Source organism: Exiguobacterium sp. ZWU0009 (assembly GCF_000798935.2).
Lineage (GTDB): Bacteria > Bacillota > Bacilli > Exiguobacteriales > Exiguobacteriaceae > Exiguobacterium_A > Exiguobacterium_A acetylicum.
Window position 1 is genome coordinate 3,064,814 of record NZ_CP018057.1, and the last position, 21,316, is coordinate 3,086,129.

Genomic DNA, 21,316 nt, shown 5'->3' on the forward strand with positions numbered 1-21,316 from the left:
TAATATAATAATGCGCATTTCTTCTTAAAAATTAGGATAGCTTTTCCAGAAACGACATCCTTATAATGAATTTACATTCATTCTTTAAAGGAGGCGTCCTCATGCATCAAGTGTCCGAAGTTCAAAAAAATGAAGCGACTCAATCCGCTCCAGCAATCGTCGAGAGCGCTACCTTTCAACAATTGATGCGTCAAAAGAATGGCTTCATTCTTCCAGCCATCAGTTTCTGTCTTATTTTTTATTTTACGCTTCCGATTTTAACAAGCTACTTCACGATTTTAAATCAGCCGGTGTTCGGTGATATTACGGGTGCTTGGATCTTCGCTTTTGCTCAGTTCATCATGACGTGGACGTTCTGTATGATGTATAGCAAAAAAGCACGTGCCTTTGATCGACTCGTCGAACAAATCAAGGAGGAGTCGAAATGAATTATACTGCCGTTGCTTTATTTGCTGCGATCGTCGGTTTGACGCTCGTCATTACATACTTTGCTGCTCGTAAAACAAAAACTGCTAACGACTTTTATACAGCGGACGGTGGACTCACTGGTGCACAAAATGGGATGGCGATTGCCGGCGACTATATGTCTGCTGCCTCGTTCCTCGGAATTGCTGGGATGATTGCTTTAGCCGGATTCGACGGATTCTTCTACTCGATCGGCTTCCTCGTTGCCTATCTGGTTGTCTTGTACCTCGTTGCCGAACCACTTCGGAACCTCGGGAAATACACGATGGCGGATATGATTGCCGCTCGGTTCAATGCTTCAAAAGTTCGCGGAGTCGCCGCCATGAACTCAATCGCGATCTCGATTTTCTATATGATTGCACAACTCGTCGGTGCGGGTGCCTTGATTGAACTGTTGTTAGGAATTCCTTACACGACGAGTGTCATCATCGTCGGTATCTTGATGACAGTCTATGTTGTCTTCGGTGGTATGACAGCGACCTCATGGGTTCAAATCATCAAAGCGATCCTCTTGATGGCAGGAACAGCTGTCATCTCATTCATGGTCTTCGCAAAGTTTGATTTCTCGATCTTCAAGATGTTCTCAGAAGTCAAACAAGCGACACCGCTCGGTGATTCATTCTTGAATCCCGGAAACAAGTTCAAGTTACCACTCGATACGATCTCATTAAATCTCGCACTCGTTCTCGGAACGGCTGGATTACCACATATCTTGATTCGTTTCTTTACTGTTAAGGATGCCCCGACAGCTCGTAAATCTGTCGTTTATGCGACATGGATCATCGGTGCCTTTTACATCTTGACGATCTTCCTCGGCTTTGGTGCCGCTGCTTTCGTTGGTTCTGAAGATATCATTGCTGCCAATGCTGCTGGTAACATGGCGGCACCACTTCTCGCCCAAGCACTTGGTGGCGATTTACTCTTTGCGTTCGTTGCCGCGGTCGCCTTTGCGACGATCCTCGCTGTTGTTGCGGGACTCGTCTTATCCGCAGCATCTGCCTTTGCCCATGATTTCTATAGTCATATTTTACGTAAAGGACAAGCGACGGAAAAAGAACAGATGACAGCAGCACGACTCGCTTCTATCGCCGTCGCCATGATTTCGATGGTACTCGCATTATTCGCACAAACGATGAACGTCGCGTTCCTTGTTTCGCTTGCCTTTGCTGTCGCAGCAAGTGCCAACTTGCCAGTTATTCTCTTGACGATCTTCTGGCGCCGTTTCAATACTGGCGGGGCAGTCACAGGTATGGTCGTCGGGTTATTCTCATCACTGATTCTCGTCGCACTCAGTCCAAATCTTTGGGCAGTCGACGGTTCAGCCTTGTTCGTCGGGGAAGCCCTCTTCCCGTTGACGAATCCAGGAATCGTCTCCATCCCACTTGGTTTCCTCGGAGCCATCGTCGGGACATTGTTGACGAAATCGAACGAAGTTGCCGGTAACTTCGAACGAATCATAGTTAAGGCCAATACCGGTATCGATGCAGCCACGGAAGTCGCCGCGTCAAAAGAATAAGTTCCCCTTAACGGCTCCTTCAACCCCCTTGAAGGAGCCGTCCCCTTTTACATTCTTCTCATTCATTGCCATACTAAGTGGATAATAGAGAAGAAAAGGGAAAGGAAGACTGTACATGGATCTCGCTTTTTATTATTTCTTAATCCTCGGATTTTTCATTGGAATCATCTCCGGCTTTTTCGGAATCGGTGGCGGTATCATTTTAACGCCGCTACTGCTCATTTTAGGATATGCCCCAAGTGTTGCGATCGCGACCAGCCTCATGCTAACACTTGGTTCAACCGTTTCAGGTACAATCTCTCACTTACGCCTTAAAAATGTCGTCTGGCGCGATAGTCTCGTCGTCGGTGGCGTCGGAATCATCGGTTCGACGATCGCGACACCACTCGTCCTTCGTTTAGAGGAAGTTAACGGTGCCCATCTCGTGATCTCGATCGTTTATATCGGACTCTTACTCTACTTCGCGAATAAGTTCTTACGTCCAAAATCGACGACCGGTGAACAGACGGGTTGGAAAAATCGATATCTCGCCCTTGCTTTCACTGGTCTGTTCGCTGGATTCATCTCTTCGCTCCTCGGTGTCAGCGGTGGATTCATCATCACACCGTTACTCGTCGGGATCGTTGGCTATGAGTTGAAACGTGCGGTCGGAACGAGTATTGCTTCCGCGTTACTGATTGTCCTATCGGGACTCGTCAACTATACGGTCGCGAGTACGAATATCGATATTCTCGTTGGGATCATGCTGATTGTCGGCGCCTTGCTCGGAGCACCGATTGGCGCGAAGCAGTTGACGCATTTCGAAAGTCCGTTCGTCAAAAAGTACCTCGGGATTTTCTATTTGACGGTTGCGGTCAGTGTCCTCCTCGAAGTCATCGGCTGGAACGTCGCTTCACTCTCCGTTCTCGTTGCGCTTAGTTTGATTTTCTTACTGACACTCCTCATCTACAGTCGTCGTCGAACGAATGGGTGAATCGTCTCATCAGAAAAGCGGTGATGCCCCCTATCAGGCATCACCGCTTTTTTCCGTTAAGCCACTCGTTTGTGACCGGCTCGTTCATAGTCTCTCGTTTGTGACCGGCTCGTTCATAGTCTCTCGTTTGTTCAATGACTAAGTGTGACAAGAACAACATTCCGATCAAGTTCGGAATCATCATCAGTCCATTCGCAATATCTGCGACGAGCCACAGAGGTTCTAATTGCGCGACTGCACCATAACAGGCTGCGAGCGCAAAGAACACGCGGTATCCTTCGTTGAAGCGTGTCGTACCGCTCAAGTACTCCAAGCACTTCTCTCCATAGACATACCAACCAATGATCGTTGAATAACCGAAGAAGAAGACGGAGAAAGCGACCGTCCATTCTCCAAATGATCCAAGGACACTCGCAAAGGCGGTTGCCGTAAGCGCGGCTCCGGAAAGATTCGCATCGTGTGTCATGCCTGAATGTAGTCCGCCTGACGGATCCCAAAAACCTGTCGTCAGAAGGACGAGTGCCGTCATCGTACAGACGATCAAGGTTACGATGAAAGTACTCGTCATCGAAATCAATCCCTGTTCGACTGGACGCTCACTTTTTGCAGATCCAGCAATCAAGGCTGCCGTCCCAAGTCCTGCTTCGTTCGTGAAAATGCCTCGTGCTACACCGACTTGCATCGCCATCATGATCGATACACCGGTGAAGGCTCCCGCTGGCGCAAGCGGCTGGAAGGCATACTCAAAGATTAAACCAAAGGCTGGTAGAATCTGATCTGCCTTCAATACTAAAAGGACACAAGCGGCACCGATATAAAGTAAGCTCATGATCGGAACGAAGATCGTCGAAATCGCACTGACGCGTTCAAGTCCACCACGAATCGATACATAGACCGCAATTGCAAGCAGAATGCCGAACACTAGCAGCGGCACGTGGAACGATTGCTCGAGTACCGTTGCCATCGCATTCGCTTGCACCGTGTTCCCAACACCAAACGATGCGATCAAACCAAATACCGCAAACAAGATGGCGAGTAGTTTAAATTTAGGTCCTAATCCCTTCTCGATATAATACATTGGTCCACTGACAGCTTCGCCGCGTTCGTTTCGACTTCTGAAGAGAATGGCAAGAAGGCTTTCTGCATATTTCGTCGCCATTCCGATTAAACCGATGACCCACATCCAAAAGACTGCGCCCGGTCCGCCCATCGTCAAGGCGACTGCAATCCCTGCGATGTTACCGTTTCCGATCGTCGCCGCAAGGGACGTCATCAACATTTGAAAGCTGCTGATTTCTCCTTCACCCTGTCCTGACTTTTGAACAGACAATTGAAACGCTTGTTTTAGACGCCGAAACTGAAGACCGCGTAAGCGGATCGTAAAGTACACTCCTGTTCCTACCAACAACATCATACTCGGAATCCCCCAGACCCAAGCCGATATCAGACGTAATACTTCCATGCCATTTCATCCTCTCTCTCTTTTCCGAGGCTTACCGTAGCATGTAGTTGTGTTTTCTTACAATACAAAAGAATACTTTTTGTGATTTTACACAATAGAAGATATACTAAAACTATCGATTGAAAGAGAAAGAAGGGAAATTCCATGTTAGAAGCTTCATATCATTCCTTAGACGACTTAGCGGAAGCGATCGGTATTGCCTTGAATGCTCCGATTACGATTGAAGATCGCAATCACCGCCTTCTTGCGTACAGTACGCATACGGCTGATACAGACCCTGCCCGTGTCGCGACGATCATCGGTCGTCGGGTACCGGAATCGGTCATCGACCAACTCTGGAAAGATGAAGTCATCCAGAGCCTTGCTACACAGGATGATCCACTCATCATTTCTGCACGCACCGGTGTCGGACTGAATGACCGTGTCGCCATTGCGATCAAACAAGATTCAGAAATTCTCGGCTATATCTGGTCGATTGCGCGAAGCACTCCGTTTACTCCTTCGGAACTAGCCGATTTAAAGAAAGGGGCTCTACTTGCTCAACGTCAGTTGCTGGCAATCGACATGCAGAAAAAACGGAAGGAAGAGCAGACGGAACAGTTCTTCTTCGAGTTATTACATGAAGAACTATCCGAGTCGGAAATCCTGAAGATGTTCTCTAAACTACATGTCGCACCACCTGGCATCAGTCGCTTGACGGTCATCCGTTTTTCGGAGGCGATCACACCACGTCTCGCCGATCGTCTGCGCTATTTATTGACGATTCAGCAGACGGTTCGTCCATTACTTTACGCATATGACGAGACGGATTTCATCTTGTGGATCAGCACAAACGATCGCGATGCGGAACAAGAACGCCTACAGTTCGACGCCTTCATCCAGTCGTTCCGTCAATTGCTCGCGGAGCGATTCGATTATACGGATTTCGTCGCGGCAAGTAGTGAAGTCTTCACCGGCGTCCAAGCGATTCCCGAACGCTATGAAGAAGCGGGCATCGTCTTGCGTTTAAAAGATGCCTTTCCATTTGAGCTGAAGAACGTGACCCGTTACGAACGCCTCGGCTTATTCCAGCTCTTACCGATTTTCTCGGAACGTCTGCGACGACGAACGGTTCGCTTGGAAGAAATCGAACGGCTGCGTGCTTACGATGTGAAGCATGCTTCCTCTTTATGTGAGACGCTAGAATGGTTCCTTCATTATGATGGGAACGTCAAGCAAGTCGCCTCCCATCTCCATGTCCATCCGAATACAATCCTCTATCGGATGCGACGGATCGAGGAGGAAGCGGGCATTCGAATGGAATCTTTACCCGAACGCTCCTTACTTTATTTGTACCTAAAAGCAGACCGATATCCTTTGTGATTTTACACAAAGGATATCGGTTATTTTTGAAAACGCCGATAAAGTAGAACGCTTTCATTTCTCGTATACTGAAGAAGAAGAGAAATTGATTTGTTTATTTGCGAAAGGGGATCGCGTTCACATGATCATTGGAGTATTAAAGGAAATCAAAAACAACGAAAACCGTGTTGCATTAACACCTGCCGGGGTAGCAGCGTTACATGCACAAGGACATCGTGTCATCATTGAATCAATGGCAGGTATGGGGAGTGGCTTCACGAACGAAGAGTACGTCAAAGCCGGTGCTGAAATCATCGCGACTGCTGCTGAAGTCTGGGCAACAGCCGAACTCGCTTTAAAAGTTAAAGAGCCGATCGCTTCAGAGTACCAATACTTCCGTCCGGATCTGACATTGTTCACGTATCTTCACTTAGCGGCTGAGCCAGAATTGACACGTGCACTTGTGGATTCGAACATCACAGCAATCGCTTATGAAACGGTTGAAAAGAACCGCACACTTCCATTGTTAACACCAATGAGTGAAGTCGCAGGACGTATGGCATCCCAAATCGGTGCACAGTTCTTGGAAAAACCACACGGTGGTATGGGCATCTTGCTTGCTGGTGTTCCTGGGGTTCGCCGTGGAAAAGTAACAGTCATCGGCGGCGGTGTCGTCGGAACGAATGCCGCGAAACTCGCTGTCGGTCTCGGTGCAGATGTCACGATCATCGATGTTAGTCCAGAACGCCTTCGCCAGTTGGATGATATCTTCGGTAACTCGATCAACACGTTGATCTCAAATCCGTACACGATTGCTGAAGCTGTCGCTGAGAGTGATCTCGTCATCGGTGCTGTCTTGATTCCAGGTGCAAAAGCACCGAAACTCGTTACTGCCGACATGGTCAAACGCATGAAGCCGGGCGCTGTCATCGTTGACGTTGCCATCGACCAAGGTGGTATCTTCGAAACGGTCGACCGTATCTCGACGCATGATGACCCAACATATGAAAAATTCGGTGTCGTTCATTACGCAGTCGCGAACATGCCGGGTGCCGTTCCACGTACGTCTACACTTGCATTGACGAACGCAACGCTCCCGTATGTCCTTGAACTCGCGAACAAAGGCACACACCGTGCGCTTGCTGAAAACGATGCTCTTGAAAAAGGATTGAATGTCGCACAAGGATTCGTCACGTACGAAGCGGTCGCACGCGATCTCGGATACACGTACAAATCCGTTGAAGATGTGCTTCACCTACACGCATGATCTTGAAAGTACAAATAGTCGATGATTCCTTTTCGAGGAACCATCGACTATTTTTTATTACTTCTTGAGGCACCACTCGGCTTGTCATATGATGAGAAACGAAGACTTATGATTTTGAACTAGTAGAGGGGATCTCATTATATGACACAAACCATAACCGCCCATTCTCATGAACTCCAGAGCCACGTCGCTGAAGTAGCGTTACTCGAAGCACTATCATCCGATACAGAAGAGAGCGTACGTATTGCCGCAACCGAGCGCTTACGTGTTCTTGTCCCATCTCATCCATTGCTCAACATTGCTACAGCCCATTCCCTTTATTTCAAGAACGAACACACTCAAGCGCGCCGGCTGATCGAAGAGACACATCAGCAACTCGGCGAACATGTGCAAGGATACATACTCCTCGGTATCATCAGTGAAGAGGAAGGGTATATGCACGAAGCAGAACAGTTTTTCCTTTCGGCCATCGCACGGTTCCCTGAAGAGCCGGCAGGACATCGTTTCCTTGCCGTCCATTACAATCATCGTCAATTTTATGGGGAATCAGCCGTTCATGCGTTTACATATTTAAAGAAGGTTGGCGCATCTGGAATCGATACACTGATGGCCATTGATTCCATCCAACAACTGGACGGTCATTCGATCGACATGTTGGAAGCACTCTATGCGTTAATCATCGGCGTACCTCATCTCGACAAAACCGCCGTCTTTCATGCGACAGCTTCTGTCAATCAAAGCATTCAATATGAGATGCTGCATGCTACATTGCGCGAAGACAGCGACGAGACCCTCTACGCCAAGCTCGACGAATGCCTTTCTAACATGCTCGAGCACGGCTTGTACGCAGCTGTTTACGACGATTCCGAAGAAAAGATCTATCGCCATGTTTTTCGGGACATGTGTCGGGATATGACCATTCGTCATGCAGGTTGGCGCGCGTACCCAGACTATATTCGACTACGTTTTCTCTATTTCAAACAATTGTTACTACGCGACTGAACGTTAAAAAGCAAACGCAACGAGTGCCGCGATCGTCCAAGGCAAGATCAAATTGTCGAGATCGCGATATGAGATGGCTTCGATCAAGGCTGCGATGTTCGCAAGCAAGAAGCCATAACTGACAGCGAGCCAAACCGGTTGTCCATAAAATAAGAACGTCACGGTCAAAACGAGGAATGACGCCAAAAACAGGGCGATACTTCCTTCAAAGGATCGTTTCGTCTCACCACGGACGTAAAACGTCTTCCCATAGCGTTTTCCGACGAGAGCAGCGAGACCGTCGCCCCAAGCAAGCACCATGCTTCCCGCAACGAGCGCCATCGGCTGTCGTTCGAAGAAGAACAGGACGAGTCCCGCTAGAGCGAGTGGGTAATAGACCGTTCCGTAAGAAGGACGATCGACGTCGTGCATCTGACCGATTCCTTTTCGTAGTGTCAGTAGATTAACGACTGCAAAGAATAATAACGGTACAATCGCAACGTACCAGTGATCCAGCCATAGTAGCGCAAGAAACACCCAGTGTCCAACTGCAATATGAATCCATTTCCGAACCGTCTCGGGAGAAAAGCCGAAACGGCGTCCAATGACTTCCAGGATGACGAGAACTAGCCCGACGATTCCAATCGTGCCAAGAGCAGCTATCCATTCCATCGTCATTCCCCCTTTCTTTCCTATTATTTATTGTACGTTGTTTCAGTTGCCATTTGCCCTATTGAACCTTCATTTGATAACATAAGGTCAAATGACGTCCTAGAGAGGAAGTTTTGGAAATGTATGATGCTCAAGCAGTCCAAACATTATCAAGTTGTCTGCAACGCTTGAACGAAGGAAAAGGAATCGAACCCCTCGTCGCAACGGAAGGCACAGAATTGCCGAAGGTCATCAATCGCTTGAAGCAATTCGATCCATTAAAAAATGGTCTATCCATCAATGAAATCGTTCATTTGGCAAATGCCCTGATCGGCGAACATATGTCAGCGACGACGATTCAGAACTGGACGAAACGTGAAGTCCGGGACATCATCGGCGTACCGCATCGCGGAAAGAAGTACTCGATCAATCAGGCTTCGATCATCTATCTGCTAGATGATTTAAAACACCTTTTCTCGTTAGAAGAAACACGGGAACTGCTGACAATCGTCTTCAAGAATCCGAATATCGATGAGGATGATTTAATCAGTCCGCTTAATTTTTATCTCGTCTACACGCAACACGCGGAGACAAGTGGTCCAATCGAATTGACGGAGAAGCGTCTCAGACGCTCGCTCGAGCGTATTAACGCTTACCGCCCTGAAACTGTCCACGTCCTGCAACTGTGTCTCTATGCCCGTCGTGTATCGCATTTGACGCACGAAGCGAAACAACGTCTCCATCATGTTCTGCAAACGACATGATGAAAAAAAGATGCCATCCATGTCATGGAAGGCATCTTTTTTTATTTAGACGGCTGTCAGTGATTTATAGTGGACGTTGTTCGTCAGACTTTTCAAGACAGAGAGTAGTTCGTACATCGAGAGTTTGTCTGCATCCTTGACGAGACGGTACTCATCACCGTCTTGCAACAATTCCGCAACGACTTCTCCAGCTGCACTCCGTACGGAGAATTTTCCTTTTGTCAGGTCGAAGGAAATCGTGAACGTACCACGCTCATACACGTTGTACTCACATTTCTTCGAGAAGAGCGAAAACTTCTCACGCATTTGACCTACCTCTTGTCCATCATGGTTCATCACGACCCATTTCTTACACGTCGGAATGAACTTACCAAACGCTACCCCTCTACCTTCACCATTCATTACTTGAACACGACCATTCTCGTCGTGTTGAACCGCACCGATCATTTGGTGCGCTTCATCATAAATCGCGGCATGACCTTGCGAAAAAACGCAACCCTGCACATAGACAACTTTGCGCAACAGAAATTCTCCTCTCACTGCTAAAACGTGCTGGTTTTTCGTCCCCAGTTTATTTAGACATCCTGTATAGTTTAACTTTCTTTATCTGTATGATATTTCGTTAACGAAAATGATTATTGCACCGTTTCTCCAAATTGACAACCCCCTTTTGTCGACAATCATTCGACATGTTCAATGCAGGTTCATCTCCTTTGCAAATGCGAGCAATTCTTCCCGATCAATGAGGCGAACCTGATTTGGTTCCGCTAGCTGATACGCGGCTTCCGTAAAGGTCGAATTCGTAACGACCCATCCCTCATCCATCCCGTAAAATGGAACCGAGGCAGCGACCTGTTGAACCGCTTCGAGCCCTACAGCCGCACTATATCGCTTTGCCTGGATGGCAATCTTATACCCTCGTTCATCCTCTATCAACAAATCTGCTCCGAAGTCGCGTGAAGCAGGTGTCAACTCGACCCGATATCCAGCTGTTTCAAATAAATCGGCAAGCCATTCTTCAAATTCTCGTCCTTCCATTCGATCGAGTCGTTTTTCAAGCGACGGCGTTAAAATGGACAAAAGAAGAAAAAGGATACACCCTACTATACTGATGATTAAGATTAAAGGTTCCCAAGAACTCGAAAAAAAATAAGTTCCGAAAATTCCTATCATTGCAAACATAGCTGCTAGTAACAATCGTTTTCGTTTCAATCGTTTCATCGTGCTTTTCCCCTCTACTGTATCGTGACCTTTTTTTCACTATACTAAAATTCTTCGTCGGTTGCTTCCTTCAACAGGAAATACGACTCGTCTTGCAGAAGTAAACTGAAGTAAACTAACGAGGAAAGACCGTCTTAAAATCCATGGTCGAAGACCAGTCAGGAGGTAGCTCATGGCAGAACATTCATCCCCTTCATCGCTACGAATCATTCACGCGACGATACGTGCTATGAAAGACCCCGTTCTTCTAGTCGATGCAAACGGAAAGATTCAATTTCATAATGATGCTTTTCAACACCAGTTCATGAACGCCCCGAATATCGAAACCGTTCAGGAACTGTTTCCCATCACGGATGATTTCTTTCCATTACAGAAGGAAGCCGTCATTGCAACGACACATCAATTAACAGTCACAGCGATTGAAGCGACGGACTATTTTCTTGTCCATGTCGCTCCCCTGAAAATCGAAGACTTATTCAATTCAACACTAGATACTGCTCTATTCATCACCGACTCGGAGTTTCGGATTCAAACTTGTAACGAAGTGGCAAGCACCTTATTCCGTTTCGAGCATGCCGAAGACATCATTGGTCTCCAAACGACGATTCTACATGATGCGAAGGAAATCGCTACCCGCCGTCAACATCTCGAACAATTGAACTTAAAAGACTTATCGGACGCGCAACTGTTTTTACTGCATGGACGGGAAGCCGAAAATGAATGGACCTATCATCGTTTGGATGGCTCAACGTTCCATGGACGCCTTTATATGACACGGTTGCCAAACGATACGTACTTCCTGCTCATTCAGGACATCACACCGCAAAAACAAATCGAATGGCATCTGACGAAAAGCGAACGCCGCTTCCGACTCTTCTCGGAATCCGTCGTTGAAGCCGTCATCTTTCATGACCACGGCATCATCATCGATGCCAATCGCGCAGCAGAAGTCATTTTCCGGACGAAACTCGAGAAAATGAAAGGCAAGACGACGCTTGAATTGATTCATCCGGATCATCACGCGCGTGTCTTACAACGCATCGAGGAGCATCGAGAAGAACCATACGAAGTCCTCGGTCAACGTGCCGACGGAACTTCTGTCGAAATCGAAGTGTTTCCGCGTGAAATCATCTACAACAACATCCGGATGCGTGTCGCCGTCGTTCGTGATATTACAGAACGAAAAAAGATTGAAAAAATGCTTGAACGCGAAAAAAATGCCATCATGCGTCAGCGTGATATCACACAATCGATTCTTCAGGCATCCAATGAAGGTTTCCTACTGACAGAAGAGGATGGGAGTTTCATCTTCATGAACGTCAAAGCACGCAAATTACTCGATGTCCCAGGCATTGCACCAAGTAAGATTCAAGAACGAATCAGTCTGATTCCGAATCTCGATTTGAACACTCGATTCGAGATGCTCCGACAAGTAGAAGAATTACTCGCCGGAAAACATTCTGAACTATCGTTTCGTTTCACGTTACAGCGACCAAATGAGTCCAGCCCACTTTATTTCGAATTTTATGCGACTGCGATCAAAAAGGAGAAGAGCCGCATTTCTCGTCATGGCTTCCTATTTGTTTTCCGTGATCGGACAGAGGAAGCGAAGATGGATCAAGTAAAGGACGAACTCGTCAGTACAGTATCGCATGAGTTGCGCACGCCGCTGTCCTCCATTCTTGGCTATATGGAATTACTACGATATAAAAAACAATCGGCTGATCGAATCGAACGGTATGTTGAGATCGTCCACGAAGAGACGAAACGATTAACGACGCTATTAAATGAGTTTTTAGACATTCAACGTCTAGAAGGTGGAAAACAGGAGTATACCTTCACGTCGTTCTCGTTACGCGATCTTCTCGCATCAACCGTCGATGCCTATGGCGAAACCGTCGAGACGCATCGGATTGATCTAGAACTACCAGAGGATCCTGTTCTGATTTTTGCGGACGAGCACAAAATCAAGCAGGTGATCTTGAACTTGCTTTCGAACGCCATTAAGTATTCTCCACAGGCGGATCATATTCGAGTCATTCTTTCAGCCAATCCGGAACAAGCAACGTTCTCTGTGACAGATCACGGACTCGGTATTCCACAAAATGCTTTTGAAAAGCTCTTTACGAAATTTTACCGGGTTGATAACTCAGACATCCGGAAAATCGGCGGAACCGGACTCGGACTTGCCATCTGTAAGGAAATCATCGAATCGCACGGAGGTGCGATTTCCGTTGAATCAGAAATCAATGATGGTTCGACTTTCACCGTTGTACTCGAACGTGATCCAAGAAAGGAATGGAATTGATGCGGACCTACTTTATGACGGGTTTCCCCGGTTTTTTAGCGACCAAACTGATCGAACAACTGGCACGTGTTCCGGACCAAATCGCTTGTTTTCATTTGCTTCATTTACCGTCAGAGCGAAACGCAGCTGTTAAGCGACGCCAGGATCTTCTAGAACGTACATCCTTACGATCGGAGCAACTTGTATTGCACGAAGGCGATATCACGGTCGAACAGCTTGCTTTATCATCAGAGGCGCGGATGATGTTGCAACAAGACGTCACACACATCTTTCATCTCGCGGCGCTATATGATTTAGCAACAGCATATGAACCCGCCTTTCGAATCAATGTGATCGGTACCGCGAACGTGACACAGTTTGCTCATACGTGTCGGACCTTAGAGCGCTACATTTACTTCAGTACAGCGTATGTCTCGGGTCTTCGTTCCGGAATGGTTCTAGAAGATGAGTTACAAGCAAGTGCCTTTAAAAATGCTTATGAAGAAACGAAATATTTAGCAGAGGTACGTTTCCGTAAAGAAATCGGAACGATTCCCTATACAATCATCCGTCCTGGGATCGTCGTCGGTCATTCCGAAACGGGCGAAATACCGAAGTGGGATGGGGTGTATTTTGTTCTGAACGCGATGCGTCTCCTGCAATCCTTCGCCCCTCTTCCGTACCCAGGTCGAGCAAACGCACTCGTCAATCTCGTGCCCTATGATTACGTCATTGAAGCGACCGCTTATCTCAGTCATGCACCGGTCGGAAGAAATAAGACCTATCATCTGACGGATCCATTCCCACATGGCGCACGCGCGATTTTTGAGATGTTACACGTCGCCTATTATGGACGTTATCCGCGCGGAATCGTTCCGTTTCGACTCGTTAGCACGGCATTGACTCCAGCTGTCGCGAAACGACTTCAGATGCAACGGCAGACACTTGACTACTTCATTCATCCCGTTCAATATGACACGACACATGCCTTACGTGACTTACGGGACACTGGTATTATTTGTCCAGACCTTGCAGAAACGATGCCTCGACTCGTCCAGTATTACCAAACACACGCAACACACTAAAAAAGTCCAATCGTTCTTCCACAAGGGAAGTCGATTGGACTTTTTAAATCGGTTACCCGATCAACATATTTTCTTTTGGATAACGAATCGTCCGGTCTCGTTGCGTCGCGAACGTGAACAGAATCGTCAAGGAGCCGACACGTCCGAGTAGCATCATGAACATGATCAAAAACTTACCAAAGCTATTGAGCTCAGCTGTTACGTTCAAAGAAAGACCAACTGTTCCAAATGCCGAAACGGTCTCAAAGAATAGACCAATAAAGGAAATATTCGGCTGGGTCAATGCCAGGAACGTCGTGATCAAAGCGATGAACAATAAACTGAAGACAGCAATCGCATATGCCTTTTGAATCGCTTGCGTCTGAACAGTCCGTCGCATCAGAACCGTTTCACGCTGTCCGCGTATATACGTCCAGACATTCTTCAAGATGACCGCTGCCGTCGTGACCTTGATCCCGGAACCTGTTGATGCGGAACCTGCCCCGATGTACATCAAAACCATCATCAAACCGATCGAGAGCGGCACCATCGTCGTTAAATCGATCGTCTGGAAACCAGCCGTTCGTGTCGTGACGACTTGAAAGAACACGATATGGAGCGCACTGAAGAACGAGTCATCTTTTAATGAACCCAAGTTCGAAACCCACTCGTAGAGCATCATTGCTAAAACACCTAGTCCATTGATGACGAGTAGTGATAGCACCATCAATTTAGAATGGAGCGAAATTTTCTTGAAGTTTCGTTTACCAGCGATATCCGCGATGACCGTAAAACCAAGACCACCAATCATCAAGAGCGCTGCAATCGTCAGAATGAATGTCGTATCTTGTTGGAAACCGATTAGATTATCACCCCAAAGTGCGAATCCTGCATTGTTGAAGGCAGATACGGCGTGGAACAAACCGTAATAGAGTGCTTTTCCGAAGCTGTATTTGTATTGAATGAACAAATCAAGCGCAATCAAAAACATGCCGACGATCTCAACGAGGACCGTCGTGACGATGATATTACGAACGAGACGAATCGTTCCGCCCGGACTATCGAGATTAAACATCTCTTGGATAATGATCCGCTGACGAATCCCGATTTTTCGTCCCGTGACGCTGAGCAAGACGAGCGCGATCGTCATGAATCCAAGTCCACCGACCTGAATTAAGAGCATCATGATGATTTGACCGAGTAAATTATAGGATTCGGCAATATTAATCGGTGACAGTCCTGTGACGGTTCCTGCCGATGTCGCAACGAATAGGCAATCGATGAATGATACATCTTGCCCCTCTTGCTGCGAGATCGGAAGCCACAATAAAAAACCACCCAGTAAAATCGTCAATGTAAAGCCAGTTGCGATAAAACGTGCCGGTTTATCGAACAGCTGATGATACATCAATTCACCTAAACGCCCGAAGCGTGCGAGTCGTGAACGTCTTTTATGCGAGAACATCTTACTCCCCCTAGATTGTTTTCAGACAGAATTGTCTTTATCATACTCCCTCGAATTAAGAAGTTCTATTGAAATATGCAATCGACTAAACGTTTTCGTATTTTTTTGGTAAACTAGATAAAAGTGGACGTGTAATCATTAAAGGAGGTTGAGGGAAACAGTGGACCCTAAGACGGCTGATCATTCGATTGAGGATGTCTGGCGAAGGCTGGAACGACAATCACAATGGATGCCTGCGCAATTGTATTATCAATTCGAGGAACTCTTATCATTACATTTGGAGCAACCGATTCTAAATGAATTGTATCAAGTGTTAAAAAAATACGACGTACTGACCGATATAGAGCGTGACGAACGAAACGAAAGCATTCAAATGCTAATCGACGAAAACGGCGCTTGATTCTCGGTTTTTGGATTTCCGAGCAGAAGAAGTGTCTTCTGCTCTTTTATTTTTCGTTCCTATACGGATTACATACAGAAAGGTGGCACACATCAATCATGGATATCGTGTCGATCATCGGGATCATTCTTGGTCTCATCACACTAGTCGGAGGTATGATCTTAAAAGGTGCGCCTCCCGTCGCTTTACTTAACCCAGCAGCCCTCGTCATCATCTTCGTCGGGACAGCAGCTGCCATCATGATTTCCTTCCCGAAGGAACGATTGAAAGTCTTACCTGCCTTGTTTAAAGTCATCTTATTCGAACAAAAGCTGATGACAAAACAAGTGTTGCTCGGACAATTTTTGACACTCTCGACACAAGCACGTAAAGAAGGTCTGTTATCTCTCGAGTCAGCACTTGAAGAAGTCGATAATGCCTTCATGAAGCGTGGCGTCATGATGGTCATCGATGGACAACCATCCGAATATGTCGAGGACGTCATGACACGTGATCTCGAAAACATGACGGAACGCCATCATGCAAATGCGAACATTTTCACGCAAGCCGGTACTTACGCACCAACGCTCGGGGTTCTCGGTGCCGTTGTCGGTCTCGTTGCCGCCTTATCCGATTTATCGGATATCGAAAAATTAGGTCACGCCATTTCAGGTGCCTTCATCGCAACACTATTCGGGATTTTCACCGGATACGTCCTGTGGTTCCCGTTCGCAACGAAGCTGAAGCAAAAATCAGCGAACGAGATTCAATTATACGAGATGATGATTGAAGGGATTCTCTCGATTCAAAACGGTGAATCACCGAAAAACTTAGAGGATAAGCTACTTGTGTACTTGACACCGAAGGAGCGTGCGAACTATGAAGCGGAAAAAGAAGCCGCATGACGAACATATCTCCGAAGGCTGGTTAATTCCGTACGCCGACTTATTGACCTTACTTCTGGCACTCTTCATCGTACTTTTTGCTTCGAGTAATGTCGATGCCGTGAAGCTAAAAGCGATGTCCCAATCGTTTAGCTCTGTCTTCAACGGTGGCTCAGGAATGATCACGAACAGCTCACTTTCTACTCAAGAAGAAGAGGATTCGAAAAAACTCGATGCGCGGACGAAGGCACAAAGCTATGAAATCGCAGAACTCGAAAAAATCAAAGAAGAAGCCAATCAATACATTAAGAATGAAAAACTTGAAAAAGACATCAAGGTCGAAATCACGAATGAAGGACTCGTCTTTACGATTCGCGACCGCGCACTGTTCTCACCAGCTCAAGCAGAAGTAAGAGGACGCTCGCTTCAAATCGCAGAGGGGATGAGTGCACTACTCGTCAAAGCCGGGCAACGTCAGATTCAAGTGTCTGGACATACAGATAATATTCCAATCAACACAGCACAGTATCCGTCGAACTGGGAACTGAGTGCGGACCGGGCGATCAGTTTCATGCGTGCCTTACAACGGAATCCAAAGCTTGAACCAAAACGCTTCACCGTCAGCGGTTACGGTGAATTCCAACCAATCGCGTCCAATCAAACGGAAGCAGGTCGCAGTCAGAATCGACGCGTCGAAGTGTTGATTCGACCATTGATCGACTTAAAAGCGAATGTACTCGACGAAACAAAAGTCGAATCCTGAACGTAAAAAAGCTCCTTCGTGGTTGCCTCGAAGGAGCTTTTTTTAATAATACGGACGAATCATGATATAGACGATGACACCGGTCAAACTGACGTATAACCAAAGCGGCATCGTAAAGCGTGTCCACTTTTTATGCTTCTCGAAGTTTTGATTCACAGCGTGCGCGAGTGACATCAAGACAAGTGGAACGATGACTGCAGCTAGGATGATGTGCGTAATCAGGATAAAGAAATAGACAGGGCGAACGAAACCTTCGCCCCCGAATTTCGTCGATTCACTGACGGCGTGATACGTGACGTACGAAATTAAGAATAAAGTCGTCGTCATCATCGCACCACCAATGAAGCGACGATGATTCACCCGATTGCCACGACGAATGGAAATCCAAGCGCCGAGCAACAGCATGAAGGTAAAACTATTGAAGATGGCATTCAAAAAAGGAAGCAACGTCCAATCGAATCCTGAATCAACTTGTACTGGTGGCGCAAAGAATAAAAGGGCCACGAGCAAATTGATGACAAGCGTCAGCAGGATGACGAGCGGAACGAAATTCCGTTTAGTAGCAGGTTGTTGCATGAATCATTCTCCTTGTTTCCAGTCGAAATAACGTTTCAACCATTTTGGGATCGGACCAGCGAATAGACGTTCACGCCAGTAGACATCAGCAGCACGCTGAACAGCAGCACCACGGATCGGATATGGGTGGACGACACGCGACAATTGACCGACCTTATCTTTACGTGCCATCGCATAGACGACTTCTTGCATCCACTCACCCGCTTGTTCTCCGATTGCATGTGCTCCAATCAGTTTTCCACGCTTATCGGCGATGAGCTTGACGCGCCCTTCTGTCTGACCATTGATGACGAAACGATCGACTTCATCGAGACCGGTCTGATAGACCTTGATCTCCCCATGTTTCTTGCGTGCCTCGTCTTCCGTCAATCCGAGATGGAATAATTCAGGCGTCGTGAATGTGACCCATGGAACCGCCCGATAATCCGGCTTCGTCCGTAGACCGAATAAAGCATTCGTGACGACCGTTTTTCCTTCAAGCCCTGCGACATGCGTAAATGGGAGCGAGTTGATCGTATCTCCGACCGCAAAGATGTGTCGTTGACTTGTGCGAAGTGAACCATCGACCTGGACGAATCCTTTTTCGACGTGTACACCGGCTCGATCGAGACGTAGTGCTTCGATGCGTGGCTTACGACCGACCGCGACAAGCACGGCATCCGTTTCGATGACACGTGATTCGCCGTTCGCTTCGACCGTCACTTCGATGCCCCCCGCCGACTTGCGGACGTGCGTGACCTTCGTATCGAGATGTAATGTCAATTCTTGTTCGAGCTGACGTTGAATGACTTCGACCATGTCGCGATCTTCTTTTCCGAGTAACGTCTTCATACCCTCGATGACCGTGACTTCTGTTCCAAGATGCGCATACGCTTGCGATAACTCAAGACCAATCGCACCACCACCGATGACGAGCAGTCGCTCCGGACGCTCCGTCAATTCGAAAATCGTCTCGTTCGTTAAATAATCAATCGTATCGAGTCCGTCAATCGGTGGAATGATTGGTTGCGATCCCGTCGAGATCGCAAACTTCTCACCTACGACAAGCTGTCCCGCCACTTCCACTTCATGAGCACTGAGGAATGTCGCTTCTCCGATATAGACATCGACACCAAGGTCTTCGAACCGTTTCGTTCCATCGTGTGATTGAATGATGTTACGTGCCCGATCGACGCTTGCTTTCGTTTTAGAATAGACCGCGTCTCCGTTCAGCGTCACATTGTACTTTTCAGCCGTCCGCTTCATGACATGAACATCGTGCGCCGCTTCGATCAAAGCCTTTGAAGGAACACAACCGTAGTGAAGACAATCTCCACCTAGATGCGTATGGCGTTCGATCAGGGCGACGTGCGCGCCGAGACTTGCTGCACCGGCAGCAATCGTCATTCCGGCCGCACCACCACCGATAACAACTAATTGATAGGTCTTCATCGTGAGCCCTCCTCATAACGACGTGTGATGTCTTCCATTCGTTTACGGTTGACGCCCCAGTCGGAGTACCCGACACGTGATGCCGAACGGAAGTGAATCACCTGTGCGGCTTCATCGAAGTAAAATTCGACGTCATCCTTGAAGCGAAAGACTTTACTCGTGAAGATAGCGTGAATGTATGTTCCTTCTTCCTTGACGACTTTGACGCGGTCGAGGCTTTGAAGGATGCGTAAGAGTTGAAACTTCGAATCTGCAAGCGTTCCTTTGAACGGGAGCGGTCGCATTTTCATTTCCTGTAGATCGGTTTGAGTAGATACCGCGTTCGGTTTTCCGGAGAGCGGTTGAAGCGTACCATTTGAAACACCAAGTGCCATGACTGATTCCTCCGTTTCCTATCATCTGATCCATTTTGTACTATAATCCACTTAACTTTACCAGTTTCTGTTTCACTCTGCCCGTCTCAGTGTTTACGCTTTCGTGACAGGTAACAGAATCGTCGCAATGACGCCACCTTCCGGCTGATTATCAATGAATAGCTTGCCTTCATGTGCTTCGACGAGTTCTCGACAAATCGATAGTCCGAGCCCTGTTCCGCCCTTTCCTTTTTGCACTTGATAGAACTTTTCTGTGACGTGACGTAAGTGCTCTTTCGGAATGCCGGGACCTTCATCACTGAAGGAGAGGAACAACACACGCTCTGAACGAACGAGTCGAATGGTGATCGTGCCACCGACTGGAGAAAAGCGGATCGCATTATCAAGCAGGTTCAAGAAGACTTGTTTTAATCGGTTTTCGTCGTATAAACCAACGACTTGCGCCGGTAACTTCTGTACGATCTGGACATTTTTTTCTTCTAGCTTTTGACGAAGTTGCGCCGTCACGGTCTCGATGATTTCTGTCAAATTGACTTCCTGACGATATAAGACGAGGCGACTCGTCTCGAGTTTTGAGAAATCGAGTAACTGCTCAACGAGCGAAATCAAACGCTCCGTCTCCGAATGAATGATGCCCATCCCAAGCGACGCCTCTTCCGGCAACTGATCCTGTTCGACGAGTAACGTTTCACTCCAGCCTTTGATTGATGTCAGCGGTGTCCGCAATTCATGAGAAATACCAGAAATGAATTCATCTTTCAACGTTTCCTGCTGTTTGATCTGTTGCCCCATATAATTGATCGTCCGCGCTAATTCTCCAAGCTCGAACGAGTATTCCTCGTTCACCTTGACGTCGTAATGCTGTTTCGCGATTTGGTCCGATGCACCGATGACTTCTTGAATCGGTCGGACGATCGACGAGACGAGACGTGAGGAATAGATGAAGGCAAGTCCCCAAATTACTGTACCCAGGAGGACGATCGCTAAACAAATTTCGATCACACGTCGGTCGATTCGCTCAAGCGACGTCGTATAACGAAGCGCTCCCGTCGTCTGACCGAACGACACGACAGGTTCTGTTACTTCCAGTAAATGTTCTCCCGTTGTCTCATCGTCATATCGTTTCGTGACGGTCTGTCCCGCCCTTACTTGATTGACCGCCTCTCGCGTCAACTTCCGTTCTGAGATGAATCCAGTCGAAGAGTAACGCGGAATCCCTGTCGCATCCAACACTTCGATCTCAGCGTCTGGATAAGCGTAAGAGTCGAGTACATCATGGATCGTCGCTTCTGAATCGGCGTAATCATAAGCAAGACCGCTATTCGCAAATAAGACAGCACTCGCATTCGCATGACGTTTCAAGACATCCGTCGCCGTCACGTAGTAATAGTTATAGGTCACGAACGAGAGGATCCCGATGACGAGTAAGACTGTCACCGTGATAATCGTCAT

The 21,316-nt window shown here is 47.4% G+C and carries 21 protein-coding genes; 12 read left to right on the plus strand and 9 right to left on the minus strand.

Translation table 11 applies throughout. The features are described from left to right. Positions 1 to 101: 101 nt before the first annotated feature. The 3 genes from L985_RS15860 (at position 102) to L985_RS15870 (ending at position 2,954) form a co-directional block, all read left to right on the plus strand. Entirely contained in the window at positions 102 to 428 is a 327-nt protein-coding gene (locus tag L985_RS15860) for a DUF485 domain-containing protein (RefSeq protein WP_023469682.1), read from the plus strand. Then, positions 425 to 1,981, plus strand: a complete 1,557-nt coding sequence (locus tag L985_RS15865) for a solute symporter family protein (RefSeq protein ID WP_029342893.1) — start codon at positions 425 to 427, stop codon at positions 1,979 to 1,981. Before L985_RS15860 ends, L985_RS15865 begins: the two co-directional genes overlap by 4 nt. A 115-nt stretch (positions 1,982 to 2,096) precedes the next feature. Continuing rightward, on the plus strand, positions 2,097 to 2,954 hold the full coding sequence (locus L985_RS15870) for a sulfite exporter TauE/SafE family protein (protein ID WP_029342894.1): 858 nt from the start codon (positions 2,097 to 2,099) through the stop codon (positions 2,952 to 2,954). Positions 2,955 to 2,994: 40 nt separating this feature from the next. On the opposite strand, the gene L985_RS15875 is transcribed toward L985_RS15870, so the two are convergent. After that, the gene (locus tag L985_RS15875) at positions 2,995 to 4,416 is read right to left on the minus strand and encodes an alanine/glycine:cation symporter family protein (RefSeq protein WP_052169375.1); all 1,422 of its coding nucleotides are present in this window, start codon (positions 4,414 to 4,416) and stop codon (positions 2,995 to 2,997) included. 144 nt (positions 4,417 to 4,560) lie between these two features. On the opposite strand from L985_RS15875, the gene L985_RS15880 reads away from it, so the two are divergent. From L985_RS15880 to L985_RS15890, 3 genes are all read left to right on the plus strand, one after another. Beyond that, complete coding sequence (locus L985_RS15880; protein WP_029342896.1) at positions 4,561 to 5,778, plus strand: PucR family transcriptional regulator; 1,218 nt, start codon at positions 4,561 to 4,563, stop codon at positions 5,776 to 5,778. Positions 5,779 to 5,899: 121 nt separating this feature from the next. Beyond that, positions 5,900 to 7,024: an alanine dehydrogenase gene (gene ald, locus L985_RS15885; protein ID WP_029342897.1), complete on the plus strand. Its 1,125-nt coding sequence runs from the start codon at positions 5,900 to 5,902 to the stop codon at positions 7,022 to 7,024. A 141-nt stretch (positions 7,025 to 7,165) separates the two neighbouring features. After that, a complete protein-coding gene (locus L985_RS15890; RefSeq protein ID WP_047390708.1) occupies positions 7,166 to 8,026 on the plus strand; it encodes a tetratricopeptide repeat protein in 861 nt (286 codons plus the stop codon). 3 nt (positions 8,027 to 8,029) lie between these two features. Here L985_RS15890 and L985_RS15895 read toward each other — a convergent pair whose 3' ends face one another. Continuing rightward, entirely contained in the window at positions 8,030 to 8,677 is a 648-nt protein-coding gene (locus L985_RS15895) for a diacylglycerol/polyprenol kinase family protein (RefSeq protein WP_047390706.1), read from the minus strand. Positions 8,678 to 8,796: 119 nt separating this feature from the next. Between L985_RS15895 and L985_RS15900 the strand changes: the two genes are divergently transcribed. Continuing rightward, entirely contained in the window at positions 8,797 to 9,420 is a 624-nt protein-coding gene (locus L985_RS15900; RefSeq protein WP_023469690.1) for a DUF1836 domain-containing protein, read from the plus strand. 45 nt (positions 9,421 to 9,465) lie between these two features. On the opposite strand, the gene L985_RS15905 is transcribed toward L985_RS15900, so the two are convergent. Further along, the gene (locus L985_RS15905; protein WP_023469691.1) at positions 9,466 to 9,942 is read right to left on the minus strand and encodes an LURP-one-related family protein; all 477 of its coding nucleotides are present in this window, start codon (positions 9,940 to 9,942) and stop codon (positions 9,466 to 9,468) included. 171 nt (positions 9,943 to 10,113) lie between these two features. Continuing rightward, a complete protein-coding gene (locus L985_RS15910; protein WP_230088865.1) occupies positions 10,114 to 10,500 on the minus strand; it encodes a restriction endonuclease in 387 nt (128 codons plus the stop codon). Between the two features lie 313 nt (positions 10,501 to 10,813). On the opposite strand from L985_RS15910, the gene L985_RS15915 reads away from it, so the two are divergent. Continuing rightward, positions 10,814 to 12,949: a PAS domain-containing sensor histidine kinase gene (locus tag L985_RS15915; RefSeq protein ID WP_029342900.1), complete on the plus strand. Its 2,136-nt coding sequence runs from the start codon at positions 10,814 to 10,816 to the stop codon at positions 12,947 to 12,949. Next, positions 12,949 to 14,013 carry an SDR family oxidoreductase gene (locus tag L985_RS15920; protein ID WP_047390702.1) on the plus strand — a complete coding sequence of 355 codons (1,065 nt, stop codon included), beginning with the start codon at positions 12,949 to 12,951 and terminating at the stop codon, positions 14,011 to 14,013. The genes L985_RS15915 and L985_RS15920 overlap by 1 nt, the downstream gene beginning before the upstream one ends. A 52-nt stretch (positions 14,014 to 14,065) precedes the next feature. On the opposite strand, the gene L985_RS15925 is transcribed toward L985_RS15920, so the two are convergent. Next, positions 14,066 to 15,457 carry a TrkH family potassium uptake protein gene (locus tag L985_RS15925; RefSeq protein WP_047390699.1) on the minus strand — a complete coding sequence of 464 codons (1,392 nt, stop codon included), beginning with the start codon at positions 15,455 to 15,457 and terminating at the stop codon, positions 14,066 to 14,068. Between the two features lie 160 nt (positions 15,458 to 15,617). On the opposite strand from L985_RS15925, the gene L985_RS15930 reads away from it, so the two are divergent. The 3 genes from L985_RS15930 to motB all read left to right on the plus strand — a co-directional run bounded on the left by L985_RS15930 (position 15,618) and on the right by motB (position 17,483). Beyond that, positions 15,618 to 15,857, plus strand: a complete 240-nt coding sequence (locus L985_RS15930; protein WP_023469697.1) for a hypothetical protein — start codon at positions 15,618 to 15,620, stop codon at positions 15,855 to 15,857. A 98-nt stretch (positions 15,858 to 15,955) separates the two neighbouring features. After that, positions 15,956 to 16,741, plus strand: coding sequence for a flagellar motor stator protein MotA (gene motA / locus L985_RS15935; RefSeq protein ID WP_029342903.1), 786 nt, complete (start codon positions 15,956 to 15,958; stop codon positions 16,739 to 16,741). After that, positions 16,716 to 17,483 carry a flagellar motor protein MotB gene (motB, locus tag L985_RS15940; RefSeq protein WP_029342904.1) on the plus strand — a complete coding sequence of 256 codons (768 nt, stop codon included), beginning with the start codon at positions 16,716 to 16,718 and terminating at the stop codon, positions 17,481 to 17,483. The genes motA and motB overlap by 26 nt, the downstream gene beginning before the upstream one ends. 42 nt (positions 17,484 to 17,525) lie before the next feature. Here the strand turns inward: motB and L985_RS15945 are convergent, their stop codons facing one another. From L985_RS15945 to L985_RS15960, 4 genes are all read right to left on the minus strand, one after another. Beyond that, entirely contained in the window at positions 17,526 to 18,059 is a 534-nt protein-coding gene (locus L985_RS15945; protein WP_029342905.1) for a DUF420 domain-containing protein, read from the minus strand. 3 nt (positions 18,060 to 18,062) lie between these two features. After that, entirely contained in the window at positions 18,063 to 19,490 is a 1,428-nt protein-coding gene (locus tag L985_RS15950) for a dihydrolipoyl dehydrogenase family protein (protein ID WP_029342906.1), read from the minus strand. Continuing rightward, a complete protein-coding gene (locus tag L985_RS15955; protein ID WP_029342907.1) occupies positions 19,487 to 19,864 on the minus strand; it encodes a DUF1499 domain-containing protein in 378 nt (125 codons plus the stop codon). The genes L985_RS15950 and L985_RS15955 overlap by 4 nt, the downstream gene beginning before the upstream one ends. Before the next feature lie 93 nt (positions 19,865 to 19,957). Continuing rightward, positions 19,958 to 21,316 (minus strand): sensor histidine kinase, encoded by a 1,359-nt coding sequence (locus tag L985_RS15960; protein WP_231925667.1) that lies wholly within the window; start codon positions 21,314 to 21,316, stop codon positions 19,958 to 19,960.